The organism is Pseudomonas sp. HN11 (assembly GCF_021390155.1).
GTDB lineage: Bacteria > Pseudomonadota > Gammaproteobacteria > Pseudomonadales > Pseudomonadaceae > Aquipseudomonas.
On the sequence record NZ_CP089985.1, the window covers coordinates 3789341 to 3811863 of the forward strand.

Below are 22523 nucleotides of genomic sequence, written 5' to 3' on the forward strand. Positions count from 1 at the left end.
CCTTCGCCAGACGAGTTGTGACGATGTCCAAGAATTTTCTGCTCGCCAGTACCCTGCTGCTGGCCGCCTGCGCCAGCAAACCCGCGACCGATTCCGACAAGTCCCTGCAACTGGCCAATGACCTGAGCAAACGCGGTGACTATGCCAGTGCGGCAGCGCTGTACGAGCGAGCGGCGCAGCAACCCGGTGCAGGCATCGAGTTGTGGCTCAAGCTGGGCCAAACCAAGCTTGATGCCAGGGATGCGCAGGGTGCCGAACGAGCCTTCCAGCAAGCCCTGGGTTTCGATGCACGCAATGCCGACGCCCTGCTCGGCCTGGGTACCGCGCAATTGCAGTTGGGCAAGACCCCGCGCGCTGTCACCGCCCTCGGACAGGCCGCCGATATCAGCGGCTTGCCAGTCGCCTACACCCGCCTGGGTGTCGCGCAGATCCTCAATGGCCAGGCGGCTGCGGCGCAGAGTACTTTCGCCAAGAGCCTGAACCTCAAGCCCGACGACCTCGACAACCGTTGCAACCTCGCCCTGGCTTACGCGTTGGGTGGGCAGTCGCAGCAGGCGCTGGACACCATCGCCCCGGTCGCGCAGTCGCCACGTGCATTGCCCCGACACCAGCGCAATGAGTTGTTGGTGATGGTGTTGGCGGGGTATGAGCAACGGGCGGCGGGGTTGCCTCTGGATGACATTCCAGCTGCCGAGCGGGAGCGATTGGTGAGCGAGGCCAAGCGCATCAAGGGCATCAGTGATCCGGTGGTGCAGGCACGGGAGCTGGGGTTGGTGGATCCGCGCTGAAGGGCGCCCTGATCCGTGGGATGGGTTGCCATTGAGGCCCCCATCGCAGGCAAGCCAGCTCCCACAATGAATCGGCGTACTTCCGTTCATTGCTGGCCTCCTGCGGCGCCGGCCTTGGCTTCTTGCTGATCCTTGCGCCGCTGCAATTGCTCGCGGTCGAACCCTTCGATGTACACCTGCGCCGCACGCCCCACGGGCGCAGCCATCACCGGGCCGGTCGTGCGGCCTTGGGTCAGGTCTTGCTTGCGCTCGACCATCTGCATCAGGTTCAGGTTATTCGCGCAGCCCAACGCCAGGGTCGGCTTGAAATCCTCGCCCAATCCGATGGTGTCCGTCGCTGATCGTTGTTGGCATTGGGTCGGCAAGCCATCCGCACGGTATTCGGACGAGTAATACATCGGCGCCAAGTGGGTCTGGCAACCCATCAGCGCGAGGGGCAACAGCATCAATACGCGTAAAGCAGTCATGGCAGTCCCCCTGATCAATTCATGTAGAAACCGAACGCCCCGCCGCTGCGCGGTCCGGTGGCCGCTGCGGTCGCCGGTTGTGCGTCGAGGGGCGTGGCGAGGGTGCGACCGCGCACCGGCTCCACCAGGTACGGCGTAATGAGGATCACCAATTCGGTTTCATTGCGCTGGAAGCGCTTGGAGCGGAACAGGTTGCCAAGAATCGGCAGGTCGCCCAGCAGCGGCAACTTCTCGATGTCCTGGCTGCTTTCACGCTGGAACAGCCCGGCAATGGCGAAGGTCTGCCCACTGCCGACTTCCACCCGTGTATCGGCGCGGCGCACGCTGAAGGACGGCACATGGAAATTGCCGAAATCCACCGTGCCGCCACTCACCACGCTACTGACTTCCGGGCGCACTTGCAGAGCGATGCGGCCGTTGGGCAGCAGGGTCGGGTTGAACAGCAACGACACACCGAACGACTTGTACTCGATGCCCACCAGGTCACGGTTGACCGGCACCGGGATCGCCACTTCACCACCGGCGAGGAAGCTGGCGGTCTGGCCGGTCATGGCGGTGATATTCGGTTCGGCGAGGATCTGCAGCACGCCGTTGGCCTGCAGCGCATCGAGCATGCCATCGATATTCACATTACCCGAGCCGGCGCCCGCCGCCGCCAATCCCCCCGCCGTGGCGGCGGCCAGCGGCCCGCCGGTGATCAGGCCGAAGGAGAACGTGCCGTTGTTGAACATGGCATTCCAGTTCACACCGTAGTGCAGCAACTCCGAGCGGGACACCTCGGCAAACCGCACGCGCAGGTTCACTTGGGCGGAGCCTGCGTATTCGGTGGTGTTGATCGCGCTCTGGAAGCCCTGGCCCTGGGGGTTAAGCAAGGCGTTCAGGTCGGTCGCTTCCGCCACCGAACCCAGGGTGCCTTTGGCGACCAGGCGGTTACCGGCGCCGCTGATCTGCGCGCCGTTGCCGGGGTGCAGTGCCTGCATCGGCGTAGTCACCGCCTGGCTGCCACTGCTGACGGCCAGGGTCAGGCTTGCCAGTTGTTTGCCGTCGCTGCCCAGGGCGATCAGGCTGGTATTGCCAGGCGCCTTGCCGAAGATATAAATGGTGCCCGGTGACACCACTTGCAGGTCGGCCACATTCGGCTCGGCCACCAGCACCGAATCCACCGGTGCGACAAAATGCAGGATGCGCCCTTCACCGGAGGCGAGGGCAATCGAGCCCCCGGCGCCGGAAGCGATTTCCTGAGCCTGGCTCACGCACGAAAACACAGTCAGCAGCAGCACACAAAAACGCATCATGAGGCAGACGCCAGGGGAGTGACGGAAGCCGCGGCAGGCGCGCGGCGGTTGGAGATTTCGGTGAGGCTGATGGTCACCAGCGCTTGCAGGTTGTACTCGGTGGCCAACTCGCGGAACGACAACACCGCCAGTTCCAGCTCACCGCGCAGTACCAGGCGGCGCAGGCTGCGGCGCAGTTCGGGGTGCACCAGCAACACCACGCTGTTGACCTCACGGGTGTTGTCACAGGCCTGACGCAGTTGGGCAAGCAAGGCGCGGCTGACTTCTTCGGGGATCAATTCGCGCTGCGGCTCCTGGCGACGCAGGGATGCGCGCAATTGGTCTTCCAGACCTGGCGCCAGCACCAGCGCGCCGATTACCCGATTGCGGTCGGCGTATTGATGGCTGATTTGCCGCGCCAGCGCTGCACGCAAATGTTCGGCCAGACGCCCGGCGTCGGTTTCGCGCGCCCCCCACTCCACCATGGCTTCGAGCAAAGCGCGCTGGTTGCGGATCGACACACCTTCGCCAACCAGCAGGCGCAAGGTTTCGGCCACGCGTTGCAACGGCACCAGGCGCAAGGCTTCCTTGACCAGTTCGCCATAGGTGGCCTCGGTACGTTCCAATAGCAGGCGGGTCTCCTGGATGCCGAGAAAGTCGGCCGCGTAGCGACGCAGGCTGCGTTCCAGCACGCCGCGTAAAACCTCGTCGGGCAGCAGGAAGCCGATGCCGGCGTTGCGCAGCGCGTCTTCGTGCTGGCGTTCGATCCAGTGGGCACTGCGACCATTGAGGGGTGAATCGGCCTGCACCGTGGCGATATCCAGCAACTGCACATGCACAGGATCGTCCTGCACCAGCAGGCAGTTGATCGGCAATTCGCCTTCGCTCACCGGCACGCCTTCCAGGGACACGCGGAAACTGCCCGGAGTGGCCTTGGCCTCCATGTAGATGCCTGGCACCGGCACGTCCACACCGAGCTCGGTACGCAGGTCGTGACACAGCGCTTCGATGCGCTGACGCAGGAGTTGGCGTGGCGCGCTCTGGGATACGCCGCTGCCGAGGGTCAGCAACACACGGGTATCGGGCAGCAGGTTGTCATCCAGTTCGGCCTGCACTTCGACCACTGGCTCCGGCGTCTCGACCAGCACTTCGAGTTCTGGCTGACGGTTATGGCGGCGATACATCATGAACGCCGCACCGCCAAACACCAGGGACAGACCGAGAAAGACCCAGGTCGGAAACCCCGGCAACAGGCTCACGCCAATCATGATCAGCGCGGTCAAACCCAGCGCCCGGTAACTGGCGCCCAATTGCTTGATGATCTCGCTGCCCAGGTCTCCCGCTTCACCGTCGCTGTTGACGCGAGTGACCACGGTGCCCGCCGCCACGGAAATCAGCAGCGCCGGAATCTGCGCGATCAGGCCATCACCTACGGTCAGCAACGAGTAGGTGTGCACCGCCACGCCGAAGGGCATGTCGCGTTCGATCATGCCGATCAGCATGCCGCCGAGCAGGTTGACCGCGAGGATCACCAGGCCAGCGATGGCATCGCCTTTGACGAACTTCATGGCGCCGTCCATCGCGCCGAACATCTGGCTTTCGCGCTCCAGGCGCGAGCGCCGGCGACGGGCCTCGCTCTGGTCGATATCGCCGTTGCGCAAGTCGTTGTCGATACTCATCTGTTTGCCGGGCATCGCGTCCAGGGTGAAGCGCGCGGCCACTTCTGCGACGCGCTCGGCACCCTTGGTGATCACCACGAACTGCGCCACGGTGATGATCAAAAACACCACCATGCCGACCACCACTTGCCCGGCGATCACGAAGTCGCCGAAGGCCTTGACGATATGCCCGGCGTCACCGTGCAGCAGGATCAAACGGGTGGTGGTGATCGACAGGGATAAGCGAAACAATGTGCTGAGCAGGATCAGCGGCGGCAGCGCGGAGAACTCCACCGAGTGGCCGATGTAGAACGCCACGATCAGGATCAGGATGCTCAAGGCGATGTTGAGGCCGATCAGCGCATCCACCAGGTAGGTGGGCAGCGGGATGATCATCATCACAATCGCCATCAGCATGAACGCGACAATAATCACGTCGGTACGCTGCGCAGCCAGGCGCGCCAGGTTGTTCAGACGGTTGAGTGCACTCATGCGCCGGCCCTGCGTGCGGCCAGGTAGCGTTTGAAGCATTGGCGCGCTTCGTCTTTGCGCTCGCCGTACCACAAGGCGCGGGCGCGCAGCAGCAACAGGCTGGCGGATTCGCCTTCCAGCGTCACCAGGCGGTCCAGGGCACTCAGGGCGCGAGCGGCATCGCCGCTGTCGGTGAAGGCCAGCACCAGCGAGCGCAGCAACACGCCGTCATGGGGCGCGACGCTGACAGCGATCAGCAACATCACCAGGGCACGCTGGGACTGGCCGTTGCGCCGGTACAGTTCGCCAATGCCCTTGAGCAGTTGCACGGCGTCGTCGTTATTGCGGGCCATCAGGTATGGACCTCCGAGCGTTGCTGTTCGAGGGTGCGGCGCATCTGGATCTCTTCGCCGATCAGCTCGACCGCCAGTGCCTTGATGTGCGGCTCCGCGTCCAGGCCGGGCAGGATGTGTTCCATCACATGCTCCAGCAGCTCCAGGGAGCGAGCGCCGCCGAACAGCAGCGAGTCAACGCCGGCGGCCGCGGTGAGTGCTTCGAGGTCACTGCGCAGAGAGCGGCGGGTCTGGGTCTTGCGGGTCTTGAGCACCGCTTCGAAGGCGGTGGCCTGACGTGAGTTGACCGGGCGAACCGCTTCGATCGGCGCACTGCGCACATCACTGGGAACCAACGGGCGGGGTTCGACTTTCATCCCAGGGCCTTAGCTTAAAAGCGTAATCACAGCGTGAAGGTGAAGCGCTCCTCGCCACGGGCGAGGATCACTTGGTTGTTTTCGATGCGTTCCAGCACCCAGTTGTCCGCCAGGGCGGCGCCGGGGTACAGGCGTTTGCCGCTGTCGTTGATCACATAGGGCTGGGCGCCGAACCACACCGCCTGAAAACGCACGCGCGGCGCAGCGGCGTCGGCGCGGACGGCCACATGCGGGTTGAGCACGATCTGCTGGCCGTAGCGCTGGTCGAAGGCCTGCTGCAGGGCCAGCCACTGGGGTTTTTGCGACTGTTCAAAGGTGCCGATGGCGCTGAATTGGCCGTTGCTGTCGCTGACCTTCACGGTGTCCAGATGGGCGGCTTGCAGTTGCTGTTCCAGCCAGGCTTTGGCTTGCTCACGGGACGGCTTTTTCAGCGGCGTAACCTCGTCGGCCGCAACCGTTGCGGGGAGAAGTGGCGCTTCGTTACGAAACGCCAGCGCCCCTGCACAGATAAACAGCAGGACGGTTGTGACAATCCAGGGGGTGAATTTGCGTGGGGCGTCCGAGGTTTTTTCAGCGCCACCAGGCAGTGCCAGGCTCACACCCGCCGTGCCGATCCGCAATTGCAGCGGCAGTCGCGCGCGATGGCCACTGCCGTGGGGAATGCGCACGTTGCCGGCGAGCAGTACATCACCGCCCAGCGCTTCAACCGCTACCTGCCCCCCTTCAAACCGCAGGCGCAGGTGCAGGCCGGCAATGCCGGGATCGCTAAGTACCAGATCGGCAACCAGGTCGGCGCCGAGGGTGTAGACCGGTTGGTCGAGCACCAGGGAACTGCCCTGATGCAAGCCACTGGTCACGGTCAAGGTCGGTGCGCCAGTGCCGGCGACCGGCCCCAAGGAAATCAAGGCTGTCATGGTTGGGTTTGCCCCCTTGAGCATGTGCAACGGGGTCAAGAATCAGGATAAAAACGGACCTGGAAAGGTAAACGGGCAGCGCCGGCGCCGCCCGTTTGGCGAATCAGTTCTGCGGACGCTGTTTGGTGGCGTCGAGCTCCGCTTTTTTCGCGGTGCTGATCTCGGTGATCTTGGCCGACTTCTCGATAGCCATGTTGAAGGTCGCTTCCATCTTCGCGATAGCGTCGTCGGCGCCGCCTGCTTTTACTGGTGGGACATCAGCCATGTTCATCTCCTTGCATCGATAGGGAAGTTATTCAGTTGCGCAACAGCAAGCTGAAAGTATGCAAACCGGTGAATGCCCAAAACGTCAGACAGTGAGCGTTCGAACTGCCGTTGGTTTGCATGGAATCCATACTACTCAGGATCAAAACGCCTCCGCTGTGAAAGCTTGTGAAACGTTTCAAGGAGACGCTGTGAAAGACTGGCTCAACCTGGCGTTGAAAAAAACTCATCGACCATAGGGCACGGAACTTTTAGACAAAAACAAAAACACGCCACAGCCCAATGTTTACAGGGTTCCTGACACTTATCACCTGAAAAATGGTGAATAGTAAGTCTCCCTTTACATCGTCTACGTGCCTGCACTGCGCTTTATTTTCGCGACGCCTTCACATTTTTCACTAGTAGCCTTTCGCCCAACTTCCCAAATATTTCAACTTGTAACAGAAGCGACTTAATCATCGCGTTTGATAGCCCCTCCCAAGCAGCCTTATTGCTGGGTGACCAACTTTCCTCCGCGCCTGTTAGTGCAACTGCACTAATAACCAAAGGACTAGCTCACAGGCCGGCTATATATAAACTTCCAGGTGATCTATGACCGACATGAATTATTCACCCACAACTCTCCTCGAAGACGACGGTTGCGCTGAGATTCACTTCGGCCCTTATCGACTACTGCCCAAGCGCCATCAACTGCTCAAGCATGGGCAGCCCGTGAGCCTGGGCAACCGTGCACTGACGCTGCTGATTGCCCTTGCCTCAAGACCCGGCGAATTGCTGCAGAAAACCGAATTGCTCGACATCGCCTGGCCGAAACTGGTGGTGGAGGAATGCAACCTGCGCACGCAGATCAAGACCCTGCGCCGTACACTGGGTGACGATGAGGCGCGGTATATCGCCACGGCACCAGGCCTGGGTTATCGCTTTGTTGCGCCGACCTGGTTTGAACGAACACCGCAACCGCGGGTGAAGGAACCGGTAGTGCTGGGTGTGTACGGCTGCCGCCATTGTCGTGGTGGCGGGAGCGTGCCGCTGTTTGCGCAGATGGGTATGCAGAACAGCTGATGACTTGAGGTTATTCCGTTGGAAAAAAATGTTTTTTCCAACGGAATGTTTGGCGTGACCCAATCGTTGTTATTCCTGAGACTGCCCAACATCCATAACCCTCAGGAACGCTTTTATGAATCGCTCTCTTCTGCTCGGCCTGCTCAGTGTCCTTGCGGTCGGCTCCGCCCAAGCGGCTTCGCTGCAAGTCCCGGTCAACCTGGTGAGTGCCGATGGCGCCCCGCAGCCGGTCGGTAGCATCACCATCAGCGAATCGGCCTACGGCCTGATCTTCACCCCTGATCTCAAATCCCTGCCGATGGGCGTGCACGGCTTTCATATCCATGAAAACGGCAGCTGTGAAGCCGGTGTGAAAGATGGTGTGAAAGTCGCGGCGCTGGCTGCCGGCGGGCACTTCGACCCGGAGAAGACCGGCAAGCACCTGGGCCCTTACGCCGACGGCCACTTGGGTGACCTGCCGGCGCTCTACGTGAACATGGACGGCACCTCGAACAACCCGGTGCTGGCGCCCCGCTTGAACAGCCTGGCGCAGATCAAGGGCCATGCGCTGATGATCCACGCCGGTGGCGACAACCATTCCGACATGCCCAAGCCATTGGGCGGTGGCGGTGAGCGACTGGTGTGCGGCGTGATTTAAGCCAGCGCGCTCAGGTCCAGGTGCCCATCCTTGATCGGCGGGCACCAGTAGTAACCGCCGGTCAACGGTGTGCTGATGCGATACAGGCCATCGACAATCCCATCTTCCAACCCGCTCATGCGGCGCAATTGCGCTTCAAACGCATCGAAGGAATGGCCAAACGCAAGAAACATCAACCCAGCCTGGCCGTTCTCGGCCCACGGCATGGAGCGGCGCACCACAAAGGCCTCCGGGGTGAAACTTTCCTGGGCGGTACGTTTGGTGTGAGCGGATGCGGGGGCGTCGTCGAGTTCTTCGTTATCGCCATGGCGACGGCCGATGATGTGGTCGCGCTCTTGCGCAGGCAAGGCGGCGAAGCCGTCGAGGTCATGCTGCCATTGCTGGATCGCGGCAAAGCTGGCGCCGCTGTCGGTCAGGGCCGCTTCAACCGCTGCGTCGTCGTGGGGGTTTTCGGTGCCGTCTTCATAGTCGGTAAGGTCGAAACCGGTCTTGTAGCGGAAGCCTTCGGTCATCTGCACGAGGCGGAATGCCGGGGCCAGGGCCTTTTCGAATACGCGGCTGCGCAACAACAATTCACCGCGATCCACGCCATGCAGCCACACCCACAGTGCCTGCTGCGTAGATGGGTTGTGCGCGCCCGGCCCGCTGACCGTGGGGAATGCGCGCAGGCCATCAATCCGAGCACTCAATGCGGTTACCAGCGGCTCGCCAAAACCGACCACCGCCGCCGAATCGGCCAACTGCACCAGCGCGTCCAACGCAGCCGGCACGGCTGCCAGTGAGTCCACGGCAAAAAACAGATGGCGTGCCTGCAACGGCACCGGTGCGGCAAGAATGCCCGGCTGGTACTGACTCATGTGAACTCCTTCTGAAAAGCCGCGCAGTTTAACCTTCAGGCACAGCGCTGCGTACAAGAAAGCGCGCAAGCCTTGCCATAGAGCCCGTTGTTGGGTGACTCTCTAGTCATGTTTTGCAACTATTCCAGGGGTAGCGACATGACCACCAGCAACCTGCTCACCCAGCTGTTTCCCGCCTCCGCCGCCGAGATTCCCGAGCAATTCCAACTCGGAGCGCCCATTGAACAGCGTGATTACCTGGTCGACGGCCAGTTGCAGGTATGGAACGGCCCCTTGGCCAAGGTGCAAAGCCCGGTGCAACTGGGCGACGAACGTGTGCATATCGGCAGCACACCGCTACTGGATGCCGACACCGCCCTCACCGCTCTGGATGCCGCAGTGCGCGCCTATGATCGGGGCCAGGGCGAATGGCCGACGATGCGCGTGGCCGGACGTATCCAACATGTCGAAGCGTTCCTGCGCCGCATGCGTGATCAGCGCGACGCAGTGGTCAAACTGCTGATGTGGGAGATCGGCAAAAACCTCAAGGACTCGCAGAAAGAGTTCGACCGCACCTGCGACTACATCACCGACACGATCAACGCCCTCAAGGAACTCGACCGCCGCTCCAGCCGCTTCGAGCTGGAACAGGACACCCTTGGCCAGATCCGCCGCGTACCGCTGGGCGTGGCGTTGTGCATGGGCCCCTATAACTACCCGCTGAACGAAACCTTCACCACGTTGATTCCGGCGCTGATCATGGGCAACACGGTGGTATTCAAACCCGCCAAGCTTGGCGTGCTGCTGATCCGTCCATTGCTGGAAGCATTCCGCGACAGCTTTCCGGCCGGGGTTATCAATGTGATCTACGGCAGCGGCCGCGAAACCGTCAGCGCGCTGATGGCCAGCGGCAAGATCGATATCTTCGCGTTTATTGGTACCAATAAAGCTGCCAGTGACTTGAAGAAACTGCACCCCAAGCCGCATCGCCTGCGCGCCGCATTGGGCCTGGATGCGAAAAACCCAGGGATCGTGCTGCCCGAAGTGGATCTGGATAATGCCGTCAATGAAGCCGTCACCGGCTCCTTGTCGTTCAACGGCCAACGCTGCACCGCGTTGAAAATCCTCTTCGTGCATGAAGATGTCGTCGACAGTTTCATCGAAAAATTCAACAAGAAGCTGGCCACGCTCAAACCCGGCATGCCGTGGGATGACGGCGTGGCGCTGACGCCATTGCCCGAAGTGGGCAAGGTGGATTACCTCAACGGCCTGGTGGCTGACGCCGCGCAACACGGCGCCAAGGTGGTGAATGAGCATGGCGCTGAAAGCCGCGGTTCGTTCTTCTACCCGGCGGTGCTGTACCCGGTGAATCCGCAGATGCGGGTGTACCACGAAGAACAGTTCGGCCCAGTGGTACCCATCGTGCCCTACCGCGACCTGGAGACCGTGATCGACTACGTGCTGGACTCGGATTTCGGCCAGCAGTTGAGCATTTTCGGCACCAACGCCGTGCAAGTCGGGCGCCTGGTGGACACCTTCGCCAACCAGGTCGGCCGGATCAATATCAACGCCCAGTGCCAGCGCGGGCCGGACACGTTCCCGTTCAACGGCCGCAAGAACTCGGCCGAAGGCACGCTGTCGGTACATGACGCATTGCGCGTGTTCTCGATCCGCACCCTGGTGGCGACCAAGTTCCAGGAGAGTAACAAGGCGTTGGTCAGCGACATCCTGCGTAACCGCGATTCGAGTTTCCTGACCACCGATTACATTTTCTAGAGGACGATTCGTCGTTGATCAACCTGCATCTGCCTGTGTTTGCCCGGCGCCTCTTGCGCCCACTGCTCGACCCGTACCGCCGCTATCGCCATGCCAAGCTGATCCACGCCGTGCGCGTGTCCATCGGCTTGCTGGCGACGATCCTGCTGACCACCGGCATCAACCTGCCCCACGGTGAGTGGGCCTCGGTGACCATGCTGGTGGTGATCGGCGGGTTGCAGCACCATGGCAATATCGGCAAGAAAGCCGTGGAGCGCGCCTATGGCACCTTGATCGGCGCCAGTGTCGGCTTGTTGCTGGTGGTGCAGGAGGCGTACGTGGGCCAGCCATTGCTGACCTATCTGTTGATGTCGGTGGTGTGCGGATTCTTTTCCTATCACGCCATCGGCAAAGGGGGGTACACCGCGCTGTTGTCAGCGATCACAGTGTTTATCGTTGCCGGCCACGGTGACAACCCGCTGTCGGATGGGTTGTGGCGTACCGTGGACATCCTGATCGGTATCGCCCTGGCCCTGGCCTTTTCCTTTGCCCTGCCGTTGTATGCGGTGTACTCCTGGCGCTACAACCTGGCCAGTGCGTTACGCGATTGCGCCGAGATCTATAGCCGGGTCATCAAGGGCGAGTCCGTCACCAGTGATGAGCACCTCAAGCTGCTCAACCGCCTGAATGCGGCGATGTTGCAGTTGCGTTCACTGATGCCGTCGGTGTCCAAGGAAGTGCGCATCTCCATGACCGAACTGGACGCGATCCAGCGGCATCTGCGCCTATGCATCAGCACCCTGGAGATTCTCGGCAACACCCGGCCCGACCCTCGTGATGAACAGGCGATGGCGCGTATGCAGGTGATGTTGAAAGCCGAACATCGGCAGATCCGCGTGCAGTTGGTGGGGATGGCGCGGGCGTTGAAGTCGGGAGTGACCGAACGCTTGGAGCGGCATAGCCATACCGGCGTCGAGCCTGCATTGGATGCTCCGGTGTACAGCGCGTTGGACGGTTATCGGCTGCTGACGCTGCAATTGGCGCAGAATGTGGATGCCATGCGCCAGCGCCTGGCCAAAAGCGCCGGCCGTTGGAAAATCTGAATCTTTTGGGCGGAAAAGGCAAATTCCAAAGCATTTACGGATTTCAAGAATTTCACACTTTCCCTTACAAAGTTTTCACGTTTTATTCACATCCCGGAACGTAGTGTGAAGCCTCATCCGTTACAAATGTTGCACATCAAGCCCGCCGCCCCAGCGGGCTTTTTTTTGCCTGGGGTTTGCGTCAACGCGCCGCCTTGTTTGCAGGCGCCGTGGCCTGCTCACGAATGGCGCGCTGGGTGTCCAGCACCTTGGCCAAGGCATGTTCCGCCTCAGGGCTTTGTTGCGGCACACGAATCGCCGCCGACACCAATGTGATCAACTTGGCCATCACCTCGGCATCCGTGGCCGGACGGCCCAGGCTCATGGAGTTCATCAACAGGCGCAGCTCGGTACCGGCCATCACTCCGGAAATCGCTTTGAGGGCAAATTGCAGGCGCACGCCCAATTCATTGCGCGGCAGGTCCGGCAAGGCCAAGGCAAAGGCTTCGAAGAAACGTTGAAACACCGGCTGATAATGCACCTTGAGGTATTCCTGGATAAATGGCGACGTGTCGCTGTACACCCGCCCCAGAAAGCGGATGAACGAACGCCCTTCCCCACTGGCGCTGGCCGGGTCGCTGCGTTCCAGGCCCATGGCTGGGGCGAATAGCACGCCTAGCAATGTGTCGCAGTCCAGCGGGCCATCGGACTCAGCCTCACAGCGCGCGAGCAATTCCAGACGCTGCTCGTTGAGCGGCTCCAAGCGCTGCTTGAGCAGAGTTTGCATCAGGGAATCCTTGTCCCCGAAATGGTAGTTCACCGCAGCCAGGTTCACCTGGGCACGCTCGGTAATCTGCCGCAACAAAACTGCGTCGTATCCGTACTTGATGAAGAGAGCCTCTGTCGCATCCAGCAATCGAGTCTTGGTAATGTTTGGAGCGCTGACTTTCTTCGCGACCATAGAAGTTCCACGTGGGAAATATTGTTTTAAAAAATAATTTGATTTTTTATACCGGGGCCATCGTCCGAAAGCAAGTAGTGACACACCGCCATATTATCGAAAGCCTTTGCCGACGGGCCCGCTAAGGCTTGCCGAAAGTTTTTTTGCCGGCCTGCCGGTCTCTGGTGGAAATCATCTCAAAAGATGAAACCGCTCTATATCCATGGCTGGCGAAGCCGCAGGAACACGGTTAGTATTCAAACAATATTTTAAAAACAAGAAATAAAACCAGTCCATGACGCCTACCAGGCAGCTCCCGAACTTGTTACAAGGATTTACCGGGGCATGGCGGCACCGTCGAGACTGAAGGCGTAGGCATGATGACAGATACCCCCGCGCATACAGGGCTGATCGCCCTGCAAGGCATCGGCAAACGCTATCAGTTGGCCGGTCAGCAGCTGTCCATTCTCAATAATGTCTGCCTGTCCATCGCCAGCGGCGACAGTTGCGGCATTCTCGGCGCGTCTGGCTCCGGCAAAAGTACCCTTCTCAACATCCTCGGCCTGCTGGACTTGCCCAACTGTGGTCAGTACCACTTCGCCGGCCACGATATTTTCAACGCCACCCCGGACGAACTGGCGGCGATCCGCAATCAGCAGATCGGCTTCGTATTCCAGAGCTTCAACCTGTTACCGCGCCTAAGTGCCCTGGACAACGTCGCCTTGCCCTTGAGCTATCGCGGCGTTTCACGCCATGAATCGGTGGAGCAGGCGCTGCGCATGCTCGACCAGGTCGGCCTGGCCGACCGCGCGCACCATCGCCCGGCCGACCTCTCCGGCGGCCAGCGCCAACGGGTCGCCATTGCACGGGCACTGGTGGGCAAACCCTCGGTAATACTGGCGGACGAACCCACCGGCAACCTCGACAGCAGTACGGCACAGGACATCATGGACCTGCTATTGGCGCTGAACCGCGAACAACAAGTCACCTTGATCATCGTCACCCACGACCCGCACATCGCCGAACGCCTGGAACGCAAGATCCTGGTGCGCAATGGCGTGGTGCGCGAGGTCGCGGGTCTATGAGCTTGCGGGTCGAACAGAGCCTGAGCCAACTGCTGCACGAAGCGTTCATCAGCCTGCGCACCTTGGGCAAGCGTTCAATCCTGGCCCTGCTGGGGATCGTGATCGGCAGCTCGTCGGTAGTGGCGCTGATCAATATCGGACACAACGCGGCGGTGGATGCCGCGATGATTTTCAAGGACATGGGCACCGACACCCTGATCGCCCAGTTTCCGCCCAAAGCCGGCAGCAGTACCCCGATGCCGGCCCGCCTCGACCTGGACGCCGTGCGCCAGACGGTGCCAGGCATTGCCCACATCGGTGCCCTTACCCTGTTCAGCGGGCCCATCGTGTTCCATGGCCGTACCGTCAACGCCAACTTCGTCGGCAGCACCCCGGGTATAAAGGACGCGATGCGCCTGGCGGTGCAGCAGGGGCGTTTTTTGTCGGGCTTTGATGCCAACGAAACCTACGGTGTGATCGGCGCCCAGGTGGCCGAAGCCCTGGGAGCGCCAGGAGACCCACTGCAACTGGGCGACCGCGTGCGCATCAACGACTACCTGTTCCTGATCGTGGGCATCCTGCGCAGCCAGCCACGAGCGATGCTGATGCCGGTGCAAGCCAACGAGTCGCTGTTCATCCCCGCCGAAGGCATGCGCCGCATCTATGCATCACCGCAGATCGGCAACGTGATTATTCGCGCCACGTCCGGCCAGGACATGGAACGCATTGCCAAGGACACAGCCACCGTCTTGAAACCCCAACTGCCCGACCACGATGTGGACATCCAGGTCCCCCAGCAAATGATCGACGGCATGACACGCCAGAGTCGCACCTTCGCCTACTTGCTGCTGGCGCTGGGGGCGATTTCCCTGGTGGGTGGCGGCGTGGGGGTGATGAACGTAATGCTGATGAACGTCTCGGAACGCCGCCGCGAGATCGGCATTCGCATGGCTCTCGGGGCGCGTCAACGGGACATCCGCAACCTGTTCCTGCTCGAAGCCGTAACCCTCACGGCCGTGGGTGCGCTGTGCGGCGCGGTGCTGGGCATGACCGCTGCCTGGTTGTATGCGTGGCTGTCGGGCTGGGCGTTTGACCTGGCGGTCGCCGCCTTGCCGTTGGGGGTCGGCAGTACGTTGCTGGTGGGGTTGTTCTTTGGCATCTACCCGGCGGTCTCGGCCTCACGGTTGCAGCCGGTGGAGGCCCTGCGCGATGAATAAATGGTTCATATGGCTTGCACTGATCAGCCTGCCGGGCGTGGCCGCCGACGTGGTGATCAAACCGTCGGCACCGAGTACGACGCGCAGCGGCTACGACCGGAGCGTGTCGTTGAATGCCCAGCTCACCACCCTGACCCTGGGCGATGCGGTGTACCTGGGCCTGCGCAACAACCCGGCGATTCGCAGCGCGTACCTGCAACGGGTGGCGCAGAAGTTCGACCTGAGGGTGGCCGAAGATGTGTTCAACCCCAAGCTCACCCTCAACAGTTATTACCGCACCACCCGAGGCTCCGCCGACAACGCGCGCAATGCCAATGTGGCGCCGGCCACCAGCCTGCTCGGCGAGTACGGCACACGCCTGAGCATGGCCTGGACCCAGCAGTTGAACAACGCCGACCGCGCCGGCCGCTACCGCAGCGACGGCCTGGACCTGGCGATCATCCAACCGCTGCTGCGTGGCGCCGGCTGGGACGCCACCACCGCGCCGCTGCGCCTGTCGCGTCTGTCTGAGCAGGCCAACCGCTTGAACCTCAAGGCCACGGTGGCGCAGACTATCAGCCAGATAATCACCACCTACCGCGAACTGCTGCGCGCCCAGGAGCAACTCATCATCGTGCAGGAGGCCCTCAAGCGCTCCAGCACCTTGCTGGAGGTGAACAAGGCGCTGATCAGTGCCGGGCGCATGGCTGAGTTTGAAATCGTGCAGACCGAAGCCGATATCGCCACTCAGCAACTGGGCGTGGAAGAAGCGCAGAACCAGTTGGACATCAGCCGCCTGGCCCTCCTGCGCCTGCTGGCCCTGGACCTGTCCACGCCGATTCGCGCCACTGAAGCCCTGGAAGCCAGGCCGATGCAGATCGACAAGCGCCAGGCCTTCAACCTGGCGCAGACCCAGCAGCCGGAATACCTCGCCGCCCTGCTCGGCAGCCAGCAAGCCGACCTCAACCTGGTGATCGCCAAGGACTCCGGGCGCTGGCAGGTAGACCTGGTGGCCGGTGCCAACCAGATACGCGCCAACACCGATAACGATGCCGGCCGCTCCAACAACCGCACCTGGGACAGCTACGCTGGGGTGCAAGTGCAAATCCCCATCGGCGACATCAGCACGCGCCAGGCCGAAGTGCGTGCGCGGGTGAATGTGGAGGATCAAGAGATCCGCATCACCGACGCACGCCAGGAGCTGGAACGCAGCGTCAACGATGTGATACGCGACCTCGGTACCCGCTGGCGCCAATATGAAATCTCCCAGCGTGCCGTAGAGCTGTCGCGGCGCAAGATCGAGATCGAACGGGAAAAACTCAGTGCCGGGCGCTCCACCAACTTCCAGGTGCTGAGCTTCGAGACCGACCTGCGCAACGCCGAAAACGCGCAGCTCAATGCGCTGATCGCTTATTTGAACGCCCAGACCCAGCTCGACTTGACCCTGGGCATGACGCTGGAAAGTTGGGAAATCGCCCTCAATGACTACTAATCAGAAACGCCTGCTGGGTGCTGCATTGATCGTATTGCTGGGCGGCGTTGGCCTGGCCTTGCGCAGCCCGGCATCCAGTCCGGTGAGCACCACCGAACAGTGGCTGGCCGTCAAGCCTGAGGCGTTGGTGCATCAGATCGGCCTGGTGGGCAAGATCGAGCCCGACACCACTATCACCCTCACTGCGCCTTTCGATGGCAACGTGCAAGCCAGCCTGGTGGAGCAAGGCCAGCGGGTCGAGGCCGGGCAAGTGCTGTTGCGCATGGACCCAGCCACGCTTGAGGTGCAATTGCGCGACGCCCTTTCCGCCCAACTCAAGGCTCGGCGCACTGTGCAAGAGATGCAGGATTGGGACTCCGGCCCCACCGTCAGCCGCGCGCGCCGCAGCCTGCGCACCACCGAAATGACCGCCGGCAACACCCAACGCAAACTTACCGAAAGCGAAAACCTGTTCAAGCGCGGCATCATCCCGCGCAACGAACTGGACGACCTCAGGCAACAGACCCAACAGCAACAACTGGACCTCGCCTCCGCGCGCAGCGAACTGCAACAGGCCCTCGACCAGGGCAAGGGTGAATACCGCCAGATCGCCGACATGGAACTGACCAATGCCACGGTGAAATACGACGCCCTGCACAAGCTGCTCGAGGGCAAGGAAGTCAAGGCGCCGTTCTCCGGCATCGTGGTGCCGCCTCCTGGCAATAACTCACCCCAGGCGGGCGGCAACAATACGGCCCCGGTACAGGCCGGCAGCAAGGTCAGCCAGGGTCAGGTGCTGTTTGGCCTGGCGAACATCGAACGGCTTAAAATCGTCGCCAAGGTCTCGGAGCTGGACATCAATCAGTTGCATCAGGGCCAGGCGGTGGAAGTGCTGGGGGATGGTTTTGACGGCGAGCGACTGACCGGGTCGGTCAGCGTGGTGAGCGGCTTGGCGATTGCCAGTGACAGCCAGGGCAGTGCGCAATTTCCGGTGACGTTGTCGATCCCCAAGCTCACGCCGCAGCAGTTGCAACGGGTGCGGCTGGGGATGAGCGCGCGGTTGACCATCGTGACCTACAACAATGCGCAGGCGATTGTGATTCCGAGCCAGGCGATCCAGGCGGACAAGACAGTCGAATACCGCGAGGCCATGGATAAGCCGGTGGAACGGGTGAAGGTGACCACTGGGCAATCGACGGCCCAAGGGGTGGAAGTGTTCGGCCTTAAACCGGGTTTCGTGAAGACAAACCCCTTGTAGGAGCTGGCTTGCCGGCGATGGTCGTCAACGATGACGCGGAAAACCAGAAGGTATGCGGCGCTTTCACGTTTTTCGGCGGCAAGCCGGCGCCTACAGGGTGAGTCGTGCGGCCAGTGCCTTGGCTTGCAGCGCTACATCGGTCACTGCGGTGCTTTCCCACCACATCCCACGCAATGGCGGCCCCATGGCGAACAGGCGCCGGCTGATATTGCCCTCCGCGTCCAGCACCGCGCCCGACGCGTCCACCGCGATCCCCAACGCCAGCGGCCCTGGCTGGACCAGTCCGCGCTTGAGCAATTGCTGCGGCAGCGGACGGGCCACGCGGCGCCAGTCGTATTCGATGCCGCTGGAGTTGATCAGCGCTGCGCCCGAGACCTGGGTGATGCCTTGCTCGCCGCGATAACGCAAACGAATGGTCACCCCTTCATCCAAAGGTTCCAGCCCCTTGAACGACGCCGCCCGGATCCGCAACCGCCCCTCTTCGTGCAAGCGCGCCACCAACTGCGCGCTCAACGGCGGCGAGCGGTGGTGGTGGCTTTCCCACCACGGCCGTACATGACGCACGAACTGGCGCTTTTCACGCTCACTGGCCTGGCTCCACAGTCGGCCAATGTGCGCACGCACGGTGTCCAACGGCGCTTGCCAGTCGATGCCCTGCGCTTGCGCGACGCCGCATTGCCGACGCACCTCGCGCAGCAATTGCAAGGGGCTGCGCAGGCTATTGTCTTCCCCGAGAAAATCCACCCAGCTCGGCGGTTGTCGGCGCACATGGGGCAGCAGCCCGTGGCGCGAGAAAATCTCGATGGGCCCGCGATGCCCGGCCTGCTCCAGGGACACCACGGCGTCGACCATGGTGAGCCCGGAGCCGATGATCAGCACCGGCGCCTGCGGGTCGATACGGCGCATCGCGCTCACGTCCCACGGGTCCACCGCCGCCGCGTTCAACCCGCTGGATTCGGTTTGTGGCGTACGCGCCGCAGGGAACATGCCGGTGGCCAGTACCGCAAACCCACCGCGCAGTTGCTGGCCGTTATCGAGCGTCAACAGCGCTGAGCCTTCATCCACTTGCAGGTCGACCACTTCGCCACGCACATGCTCGACGCTGGACGCGGACTGCGCCTTCGCCTCGGCCAAACGTTGCTGGACATACAAGCCGAATATCCCGCGTGGCGGGAACAATTCGCTGACCGGCACGTGCTGCTGGTCGGACTCAGGCCAGCCGCCGGCACCGATGTAGTCGGTGAGCCATTGGGTCAGGTCGTCAGGGTTGTCCGGGTCGACACTCATGCGCGCCGCGTTGCCGTTCAGGGTGTGGCCCAGTTCCACGGCGCTGTAGGCCTCGCCCCGGCCCAGCTCGGCACGCGGTTCGATCACCAGCACCCGGCGCCGCCCCGGCCGGCGCAGCATTTGCACGGCCAGCATCGTGCCGCTCAGGCCGCCGCCGATGATCAGTACATCAGCGTTGCGGATGGATTCAGTCATGCGGAGTCGCCCTTACTGTTTGCCCAGGTAAATGTCGTGCAAATCGCCCCGCGCCAGCAGTTCAGCGGCGCTGCCACTCAAGGCCACGCGCCCAGTATCCAATACGTAGCCGTGGGACGCATAGTTCAGTGCAACGTTGATGTTCTGCTCGGCGATCAGGAAGCTCACCTGTTGCTCGCGGTTGAGCTGCGCGATGATCGCGAAAATCTCTTGCACGATCATAGGCGCCAGACCCATGGACGGCTCGTCGAGCAGTACCAAAGTAGGACGCGTCATCAACGCCCGGCCGATGGCGACCATCTGCTGCTCGCCGCCCGAAATGAGCCCGGCGCGGGTGTGGCGCTTGGTCTTGAGCCGTGGGAACCACGCGTAGAGGCGCTCCAGATCGTGTTCCATGTCCCGGCGACTCAGGCGTCGCACGAAGCCGCCACTGCGCAGGTTGTCTTCCACGCTCAGTTGGCCGAACACATGCCGACCTTCCAGCACATGCACCATGCCCTGGCGCACGCGCTGGCTGGGGTCGATGCCGGCCAGGTCGGCGCCTGCGTATTCAATCGTGCCTCGGCTGACCTCCGCCCGCTCGGCACGCACCAGCCCGGAGATGGCCTTGAGCGTGGTGCTCTTGCCGGCGCCATTGGCACCGAGCAAGGCCACAATGGCGCCCTTGGGCACGCTCAGCGACACCCCGGCCACCGCAAGAATCGCGCCGTCGTAGATCACTTCGATATCGTTGACCGTCAGCAGCGACGAATGCGCGGCATCGGTGGCGGGCTGGCTCATGATTTATTCATCCCCGGTGCAGGTGCGTGGCGTCAGGCCTTTTTCCTTGGCGAACGCTGCCGACTTTTCATCGATCAACGGGCGCAACAACGCACGGTCGGCGGCGATCCACTCGCTGATCAGCGTCCAGTTGGCGCCGTCCCACTGTTGCACTCGCGCCGAACCGCCACCCTCGTGGTCGCGGCACGACAGCTTGAGGTTCTGCATCAGGCCCAGGTAGCCCATGTCTTTCAAGCGTGCGTCGTCGATATTCAGGTGCTCCAGGCCCCAGCGGCCTTCCTCGCCATTGAGTGGGCGCTTGCCGAACCTGGCCTGGCCGGTGCGGATCGCTTCCACCGCCACGGCGGCGTTCACCAGGCCGGAGTTGTAGTAGACGCTGCCGAAGTTCTTCAGGTCCTTCAGGTCGCTGTGGCCCTTGTCGAGGATGTACTGTTTGAGGCGTTTGTGGATCTCGAAGTCCGCACCGGCCGGGTACGGCGTAAGGGCCAAGTAGCCTTTGGCGGCGGCGCCAGCGGGCAATACGTCTTCGCTGGAGCTGGCCCAGATATCGCCGATGATGTGGTCGACCGGGAAGCCGAAGCGCGCGGCGGTCTTCACCGCTACCGGGGTCGATACGCCCCAGGTGCGCAGGAATACCCAGTCCGGGTTGGCCTGGCGCACTTGGCGCCATTGTGCGGACTGCTCGTTGCCGGGGTCGGCCACCGGGATCTGGATGTTTTCGAAGCCGTATTTTTCCGCCAGCAATTTCAGCGGGCCGAGGGTTTCGCGCCCGTAGGCCGAGTCGTGGTAGACCGTGGCGATTTTCTTGCCCTTGAGCTTGTCGAAACCGCCCTCGCGTTGGGCGATGTAGTTCACCAGGGTGGATGCCTCGCTGTAGAACGTCAGCATTACCGGGAAGTTGTAGGGGAACACTGTGCCGTCAGTGGCTTCGGTGCGGCCGTAGCCGAGGGTGATCAGCGGGATCTTGTCCACTTCGGCGCGCTCGCTCAAGGCATACGCCGCGGGTGCACCGTTGGGCTGGTACACCGCAACCGGCGCGCCATCCAGGCCATGCTTGAAGCGCTCGTAGCACTCGATGCCCTTCTCCGCCGTCCACTCGGTCTCGCATTCCTGCCACACCAGCTTGACGCCATTGATGCCGCCTTCGACCTCGTTGATGTAACGCAGGTAGTCGATCATCCCGGCCCACACTTGAACGCCGCTGGACGCATACGCGCCCACACGATAGGTCGCCAGGGGGATGAATTGCTGGTCCGGCGAGGCCATCGCCTGGGGTACGGCGCCGGCCAGAGTTGCCAGCGTCAACGCAGCGCCGATCAAGGAACGTTTCAAGGATGCACGCATAGGGATTCTCTTAAGGGAATGTCAGAAACGCAGCGGCCACTGCCGCACACGGTCACGCAGGTTGTGCAACAGGCGAATCAAGCCCTCGGGTTCCTTGATCAGGAACACGATGATCAACACGCCAAAAATGATTTTTTGCAGGTTCTGCAACTGCCCCGCATCCACCGAGCCGCCGAACAACGCCTGCCCGGCATGACTGAGAAAGATCGGCAGCAAACTGATGAAGGCCGCGCCGACAAAATTGCCGGCGATGCTGCCCATGCCGCCGATAATGATGATGAACAGGATCTGGAACGAGCGGTTGATATCGAAGCTGCTGGCGCTGGCCGTGCCCAGGTAGGCAAAGGCCCACAGCGCGCCGGCGATGCCTAAGTAGAACGAGCTGACTGCAAACGCCAGGCGCTTGTAGCGCACCACCGGGATGCCGACCACGGCGGCGGCGGTGTCCATGTCGCGGATCGCCATCCAGTTGCGCCCGACCTGGCTGCGCACCAGGTTGATCGCGGTCCACGTCAGCAGCAGCACTGTAACCAATGTCAGCAGGTAGCGCCCCAGTGGTGTATTGAGGTCATGTCCGAACAGCGCCAGCTTTGGCGCGGAGATGGTCCCGGACGAACCATAGTTGTAGAACCATGGGAATTTGACGAACAGCCACTCCAGGAAAAACTGCGCCGCCAAGGTGGTGACCATCAGGTAGAAGCCTTTGATCCGCGAACTGGGCATACCGAACAGCAGCCCCACCAACGCGCTGATAATCCCGCCGCCCAATAGCGCGACCGGCAAGCCCCACTCCGGCAGGCGCAGCAAAAATCCATAGGTGGCAAACGCACCGACGGCCATGAAGCCGGCCGCCCCCACCGAGGTCTGCCCGGTGTAGCCGGTGAGCAGGTTCAGGCCCAGCCCGGCCAGGGAGAGCACCAGGAACGGGATCAGGATCGCGTTCAGCCAATAGTCATTGCCCCACATCGGCACCACGATAAAGGCCAATGCCAGGAGGCCGATCCAGGCCCAGGGGATGCGCCGCTGAATCAGCAGCAACGGCGCGGTTTGTTGAGCAACAGGAATCGGCAT

Annotated in this window: 22 protein-coding genes; 9 read left to right on the plus strand and 13 right to left on the minus strand. The window is 62.1% G+C overall.

Annotation, left to right across the window (positions count from 1 at the left end; all coding sequences use genetic code 11):
• Positions 1-23: 23 nt before the first annotated feature.
• Positions 24-788: a tetratricopeptide repeat protein gene (locus tag LVW35_RS17100; RefSeq protein ID WP_233891230.1), complete on the plus strand. Its 765-nt coding sequence runs from the start codon at positions 24-26 to the stop codon at positions 786-788.
• An 86-nt stretch (positions 789-874) separates the two neighbouring features.
• Here the strand turns inward: LVW35_RS17100 and LVW35_RS17105 are convergent, their stop codons facing one another.
• The 7 genes from LVW35_RS17105 to LVW35_RS17135 form a co-directional block, all read right to left on the minus strand.
• Positions 875-1255 carry a hypothetical protein gene (locus tag LVW35_RS17105; protein ID WP_233891231.1) on the minus strand — a complete coding sequence of 127 codons (381 nt, stop codon included), beginning with the start codon at positions 1253-1255 and terminating at the stop codon, positions 875-877.
• A gap of 14 nt (positions 1256-1269) precedes the next feature.
• Positions 1270-2550: a type II and III secretion system protein family protein gene (locus tag LVW35_RS17110; RefSeq protein WP_233891232.1), complete on the minus strand. Its 1281-nt coding sequence runs from the start codon at positions 2548-2550 to the stop codon at positions 1270-1272.
• A complete protein-coding gene (gene sctV, locus LVW35_RS17115) occupies positions 2547-4679 on the minus strand; it encodes a type III secretion system export apparatus subunit SctV (protein ID WP_233891233.1) in 2133 nt (710 codons plus the stop codon). The genes LVW35_RS17110 and sctV overlap by 4 nt, the downstream gene beginning before the upstream one ends.
• Complete coding sequence (locus LVW35_RS17120; RefSeq protein ID WP_442799563.1) at positions 4676-5011, minus strand: tetratricopeptide repeat protein; 336 nt, start codon at positions 5009-5011, stop codon at positions 4676-4678. Before LVW35_RS17120 ends, sctV begins: the two co-directional genes overlap by 4 nt.
• Positions 5011-5367 carry a hypothetical protein gene (locus LVW35_RS17125; protein WP_233891234.1) on the minus strand — a complete coding sequence of 119 codons (357 nt, stop codon included), beginning with the start codon at positions 5365-5367 and terminating at the stop codon, positions 5011-5013. The genes LVW35_RS17120 and LVW35_RS17125 overlap by 1 nt, the downstream gene beginning before the upstream one ends.
• Positions 5368-5393: 26 nt before the next feature.
• On the minus strand, positions 5394-6281 hold the full coding sequence (locus LVW35_RS17130) for a SctD/MshK family protein (protein ID WP_233891235.1): 888 nt from the start codon (positions 6279-6281) through the stop codon (positions 5394-5396).
• A 103-nt stretch (positions 6282-6384) separates the two neighbouring features.
• Positions 6385-6546 carry a hypothetical protein gene (locus tag LVW35_RS17135; protein ID WP_016969018.1) on the minus strand — a complete coding sequence of 54 codons (162 nt, stop codon included), beginning with the start codon at positions 6544-6546 and terminating at the stop codon, positions 6385-6387.
• A 599-nt stretch (positions 6547-7145) separates the two neighbouring features.
• Between LVW35_RS17135 and LVW35_RS17140 the strand changes: the two genes are divergently transcribed.
• Together LVW35_RS17140 and sodC are read left to right on the plus strand one after the other, a co-directional pair.
• Complete coding sequence (locus tag LVW35_RS17140; RefSeq protein ID WP_442799686.1) at positions 7146-7607, plus strand: winged helix-turn-helix domain-containing protein; 462 nt, start codon at positions 7146-7148, stop codon at positions 7605-7607.
• A gap of 115 nt (positions 7608-7722) precedes the next feature.
• Positions 7723-8244, plus strand: a complete 522-nt coding sequence (gene sodC, locus LVW35_RS17145) for a superoxide dismutase [Cu-Zn] SodC (RefSeq protein WP_233891237.1) — start codon at positions 7723-7725, stop codon at positions 8242-8244.
• On the opposite strand, the gene LVW35_RS17150 is transcribed toward sodC, so the two are convergent.
• Entirely contained in the window at positions 8241-9101 is an 861-nt protein-coding gene (locus LVW35_RS17150) for a Dyp-type peroxidase (protein ID WP_233891238.1), read from the minus strand. The two genes, sodC and LVW35_RS17150, sit on opposite strands and share 4 nt — an antisense overlap.
• 138 nt (positions 9102-9239) lie before the next feature.
• Here LVW35_RS17150 and LVW35_RS17155 point away from each other — a divergent pair, with 138 nt between their 5' ends.
• Together LVW35_RS17155 and LVW35_RS17160 are read left to right on the plus strand one after the other, a co-directional pair.
• A complete protein-coding gene (locus LVW35_RS17155; RefSeq protein ID WP_233891239.1) occupies positions 9240-10856 on the plus strand; it encodes an NADP-dependent glyceraldehyde-3-phosphate dehydrogenase in 1617 nt (538 codons plus the stop codon).
• 23 nt (positions 10857-10879) lie between these two features.
• The gene (locus LVW35_RS17160) at positions 10880-11938 is read left to right on the plus strand and encodes an FUSC family protein (RefSeq protein WP_233896503.1); all 1059 of its coding nucleotides are present in this window, start codon (positions 10880-10882) and stop codon (positions 11936-11938) included.
• A gap of 181 nt (positions 11939-12119) precedes the next feature.
• On the opposite strand, the gene LVW35_RS17165 is transcribed toward LVW35_RS17160, so the two are convergent.
• On the minus strand, positions 12120-12878 hold the full coding sequence (locus tag LVW35_RS17165) for a TetR/AcrR family transcriptional regulator (protein ID WP_233891240.1): 759 nt from the start codon (positions 12876-12878) through the stop codon (positions 12120-12122).
• Positions 12879-13234: 356 nt separating this feature from the next.
• Between LVW35_RS17165 and LVW35_RS17170 the strand changes: the two genes are divergently transcribed.
• The 4 genes from LVW35_RS17170 to LVW35_RS17185 are packed head-to-tail and all read left to right on the plus strand — an operon-like array spanning position 13235 to position 17846.
• On the plus strand, positions 13235-13942 hold the full coding sequence (locus LVW35_RS17170) for an ABC transporter ATP-binding protein (RefSeq protein ID WP_233891241.1): 708 nt from the start codon (positions 13235-13237) through the stop codon (positions 13940-13942).
• Positions 13939-15138 (plus strand): ABC transporter permease, encoded by a 1200-nt coding sequence (locus LVW35_RS17175; RefSeq protein ID WP_233891242.1) that lies wholly within the window; start codon positions 13939-13941, stop codon positions 15136-15138. The genes LVW35_RS17170 and LVW35_RS17175 overlap by 4 nt, the downstream gene beginning before the upstream one ends.
• Entirely contained in the window at positions 15131-16609 is a 1479-nt protein-coding gene (locus LVW35_RS17180) for a TolC family protein (RefSeq protein WP_233891243.1), read from the plus strand. Before LVW35_RS17175 ends, LVW35_RS17180 begins: the two co-directional genes overlap by 8 nt.
• Positions 16599-17846: an efflux RND transporter periplasmic adaptor subunit gene (locus LVW35_RS17185; RefSeq protein ID WP_233891244.1), complete on the plus strand. Its 1248-nt coding sequence runs from the start codon at positions 16599-16601 to the stop codon at positions 17844-17846. Before LVW35_RS17180 ends, LVW35_RS17185 begins: the two co-directional genes overlap by 11 nt.
• A 90-nt stretch (positions 17847-17936) precedes the next feature.
• Here LVW35_RS17185 and LVW35_RS17190 read toward each other — a convergent pair whose 3' ends face one another.
• The 4 genes from LVW35_RS17190 to LVW35_RS17205 are packed head-to-tail and all read right to left on the minus strand — an operon-like array spanning position 17937 to position 22523.
• The gene (locus tag LVW35_RS17190) at positions 17937-19328 is read right to left on the minus strand and encodes an FAD/NAD(P)-binding protein (RefSeq protein ID WP_233891245.1); all 1392 of its coding nucleotides are present in this window, start codon (positions 19326-19328) and stop codon (positions 17937-17939) included.
• Positions 19329-19340: 12 nt separating this feature from the next.
• Positions 19341-20108, minus strand: coding sequence for an ABC transporter ATP-binding protein (locus LVW35_RS17195; protein WP_233891246.1), 768 nt, complete (start codon positions 20106-20108; stop codon positions 19341-19343).
• 3 nt (positions 20109-20111) lie between these two features.
• Positions 20112-21452, minus strand: coding sequence for an ABC transporter substrate-binding protein (locus LVW35_RS17200; protein ID WP_233891247.1), 1341 nt, complete (start codon positions 21450-21452; stop codon positions 20112-20114).
• A 21-nt stretch (positions 21453-21473) separates the two neighbouring features.
• Complete coding sequence (locus LVW35_RS17205; RefSeq protein WP_233891248.1) at positions 21474-22523, minus strand: branched-chain amino acid ABC transporter permease; 1050 nt, start codon at positions 22521-22523, stop codon at positions 21474-21476.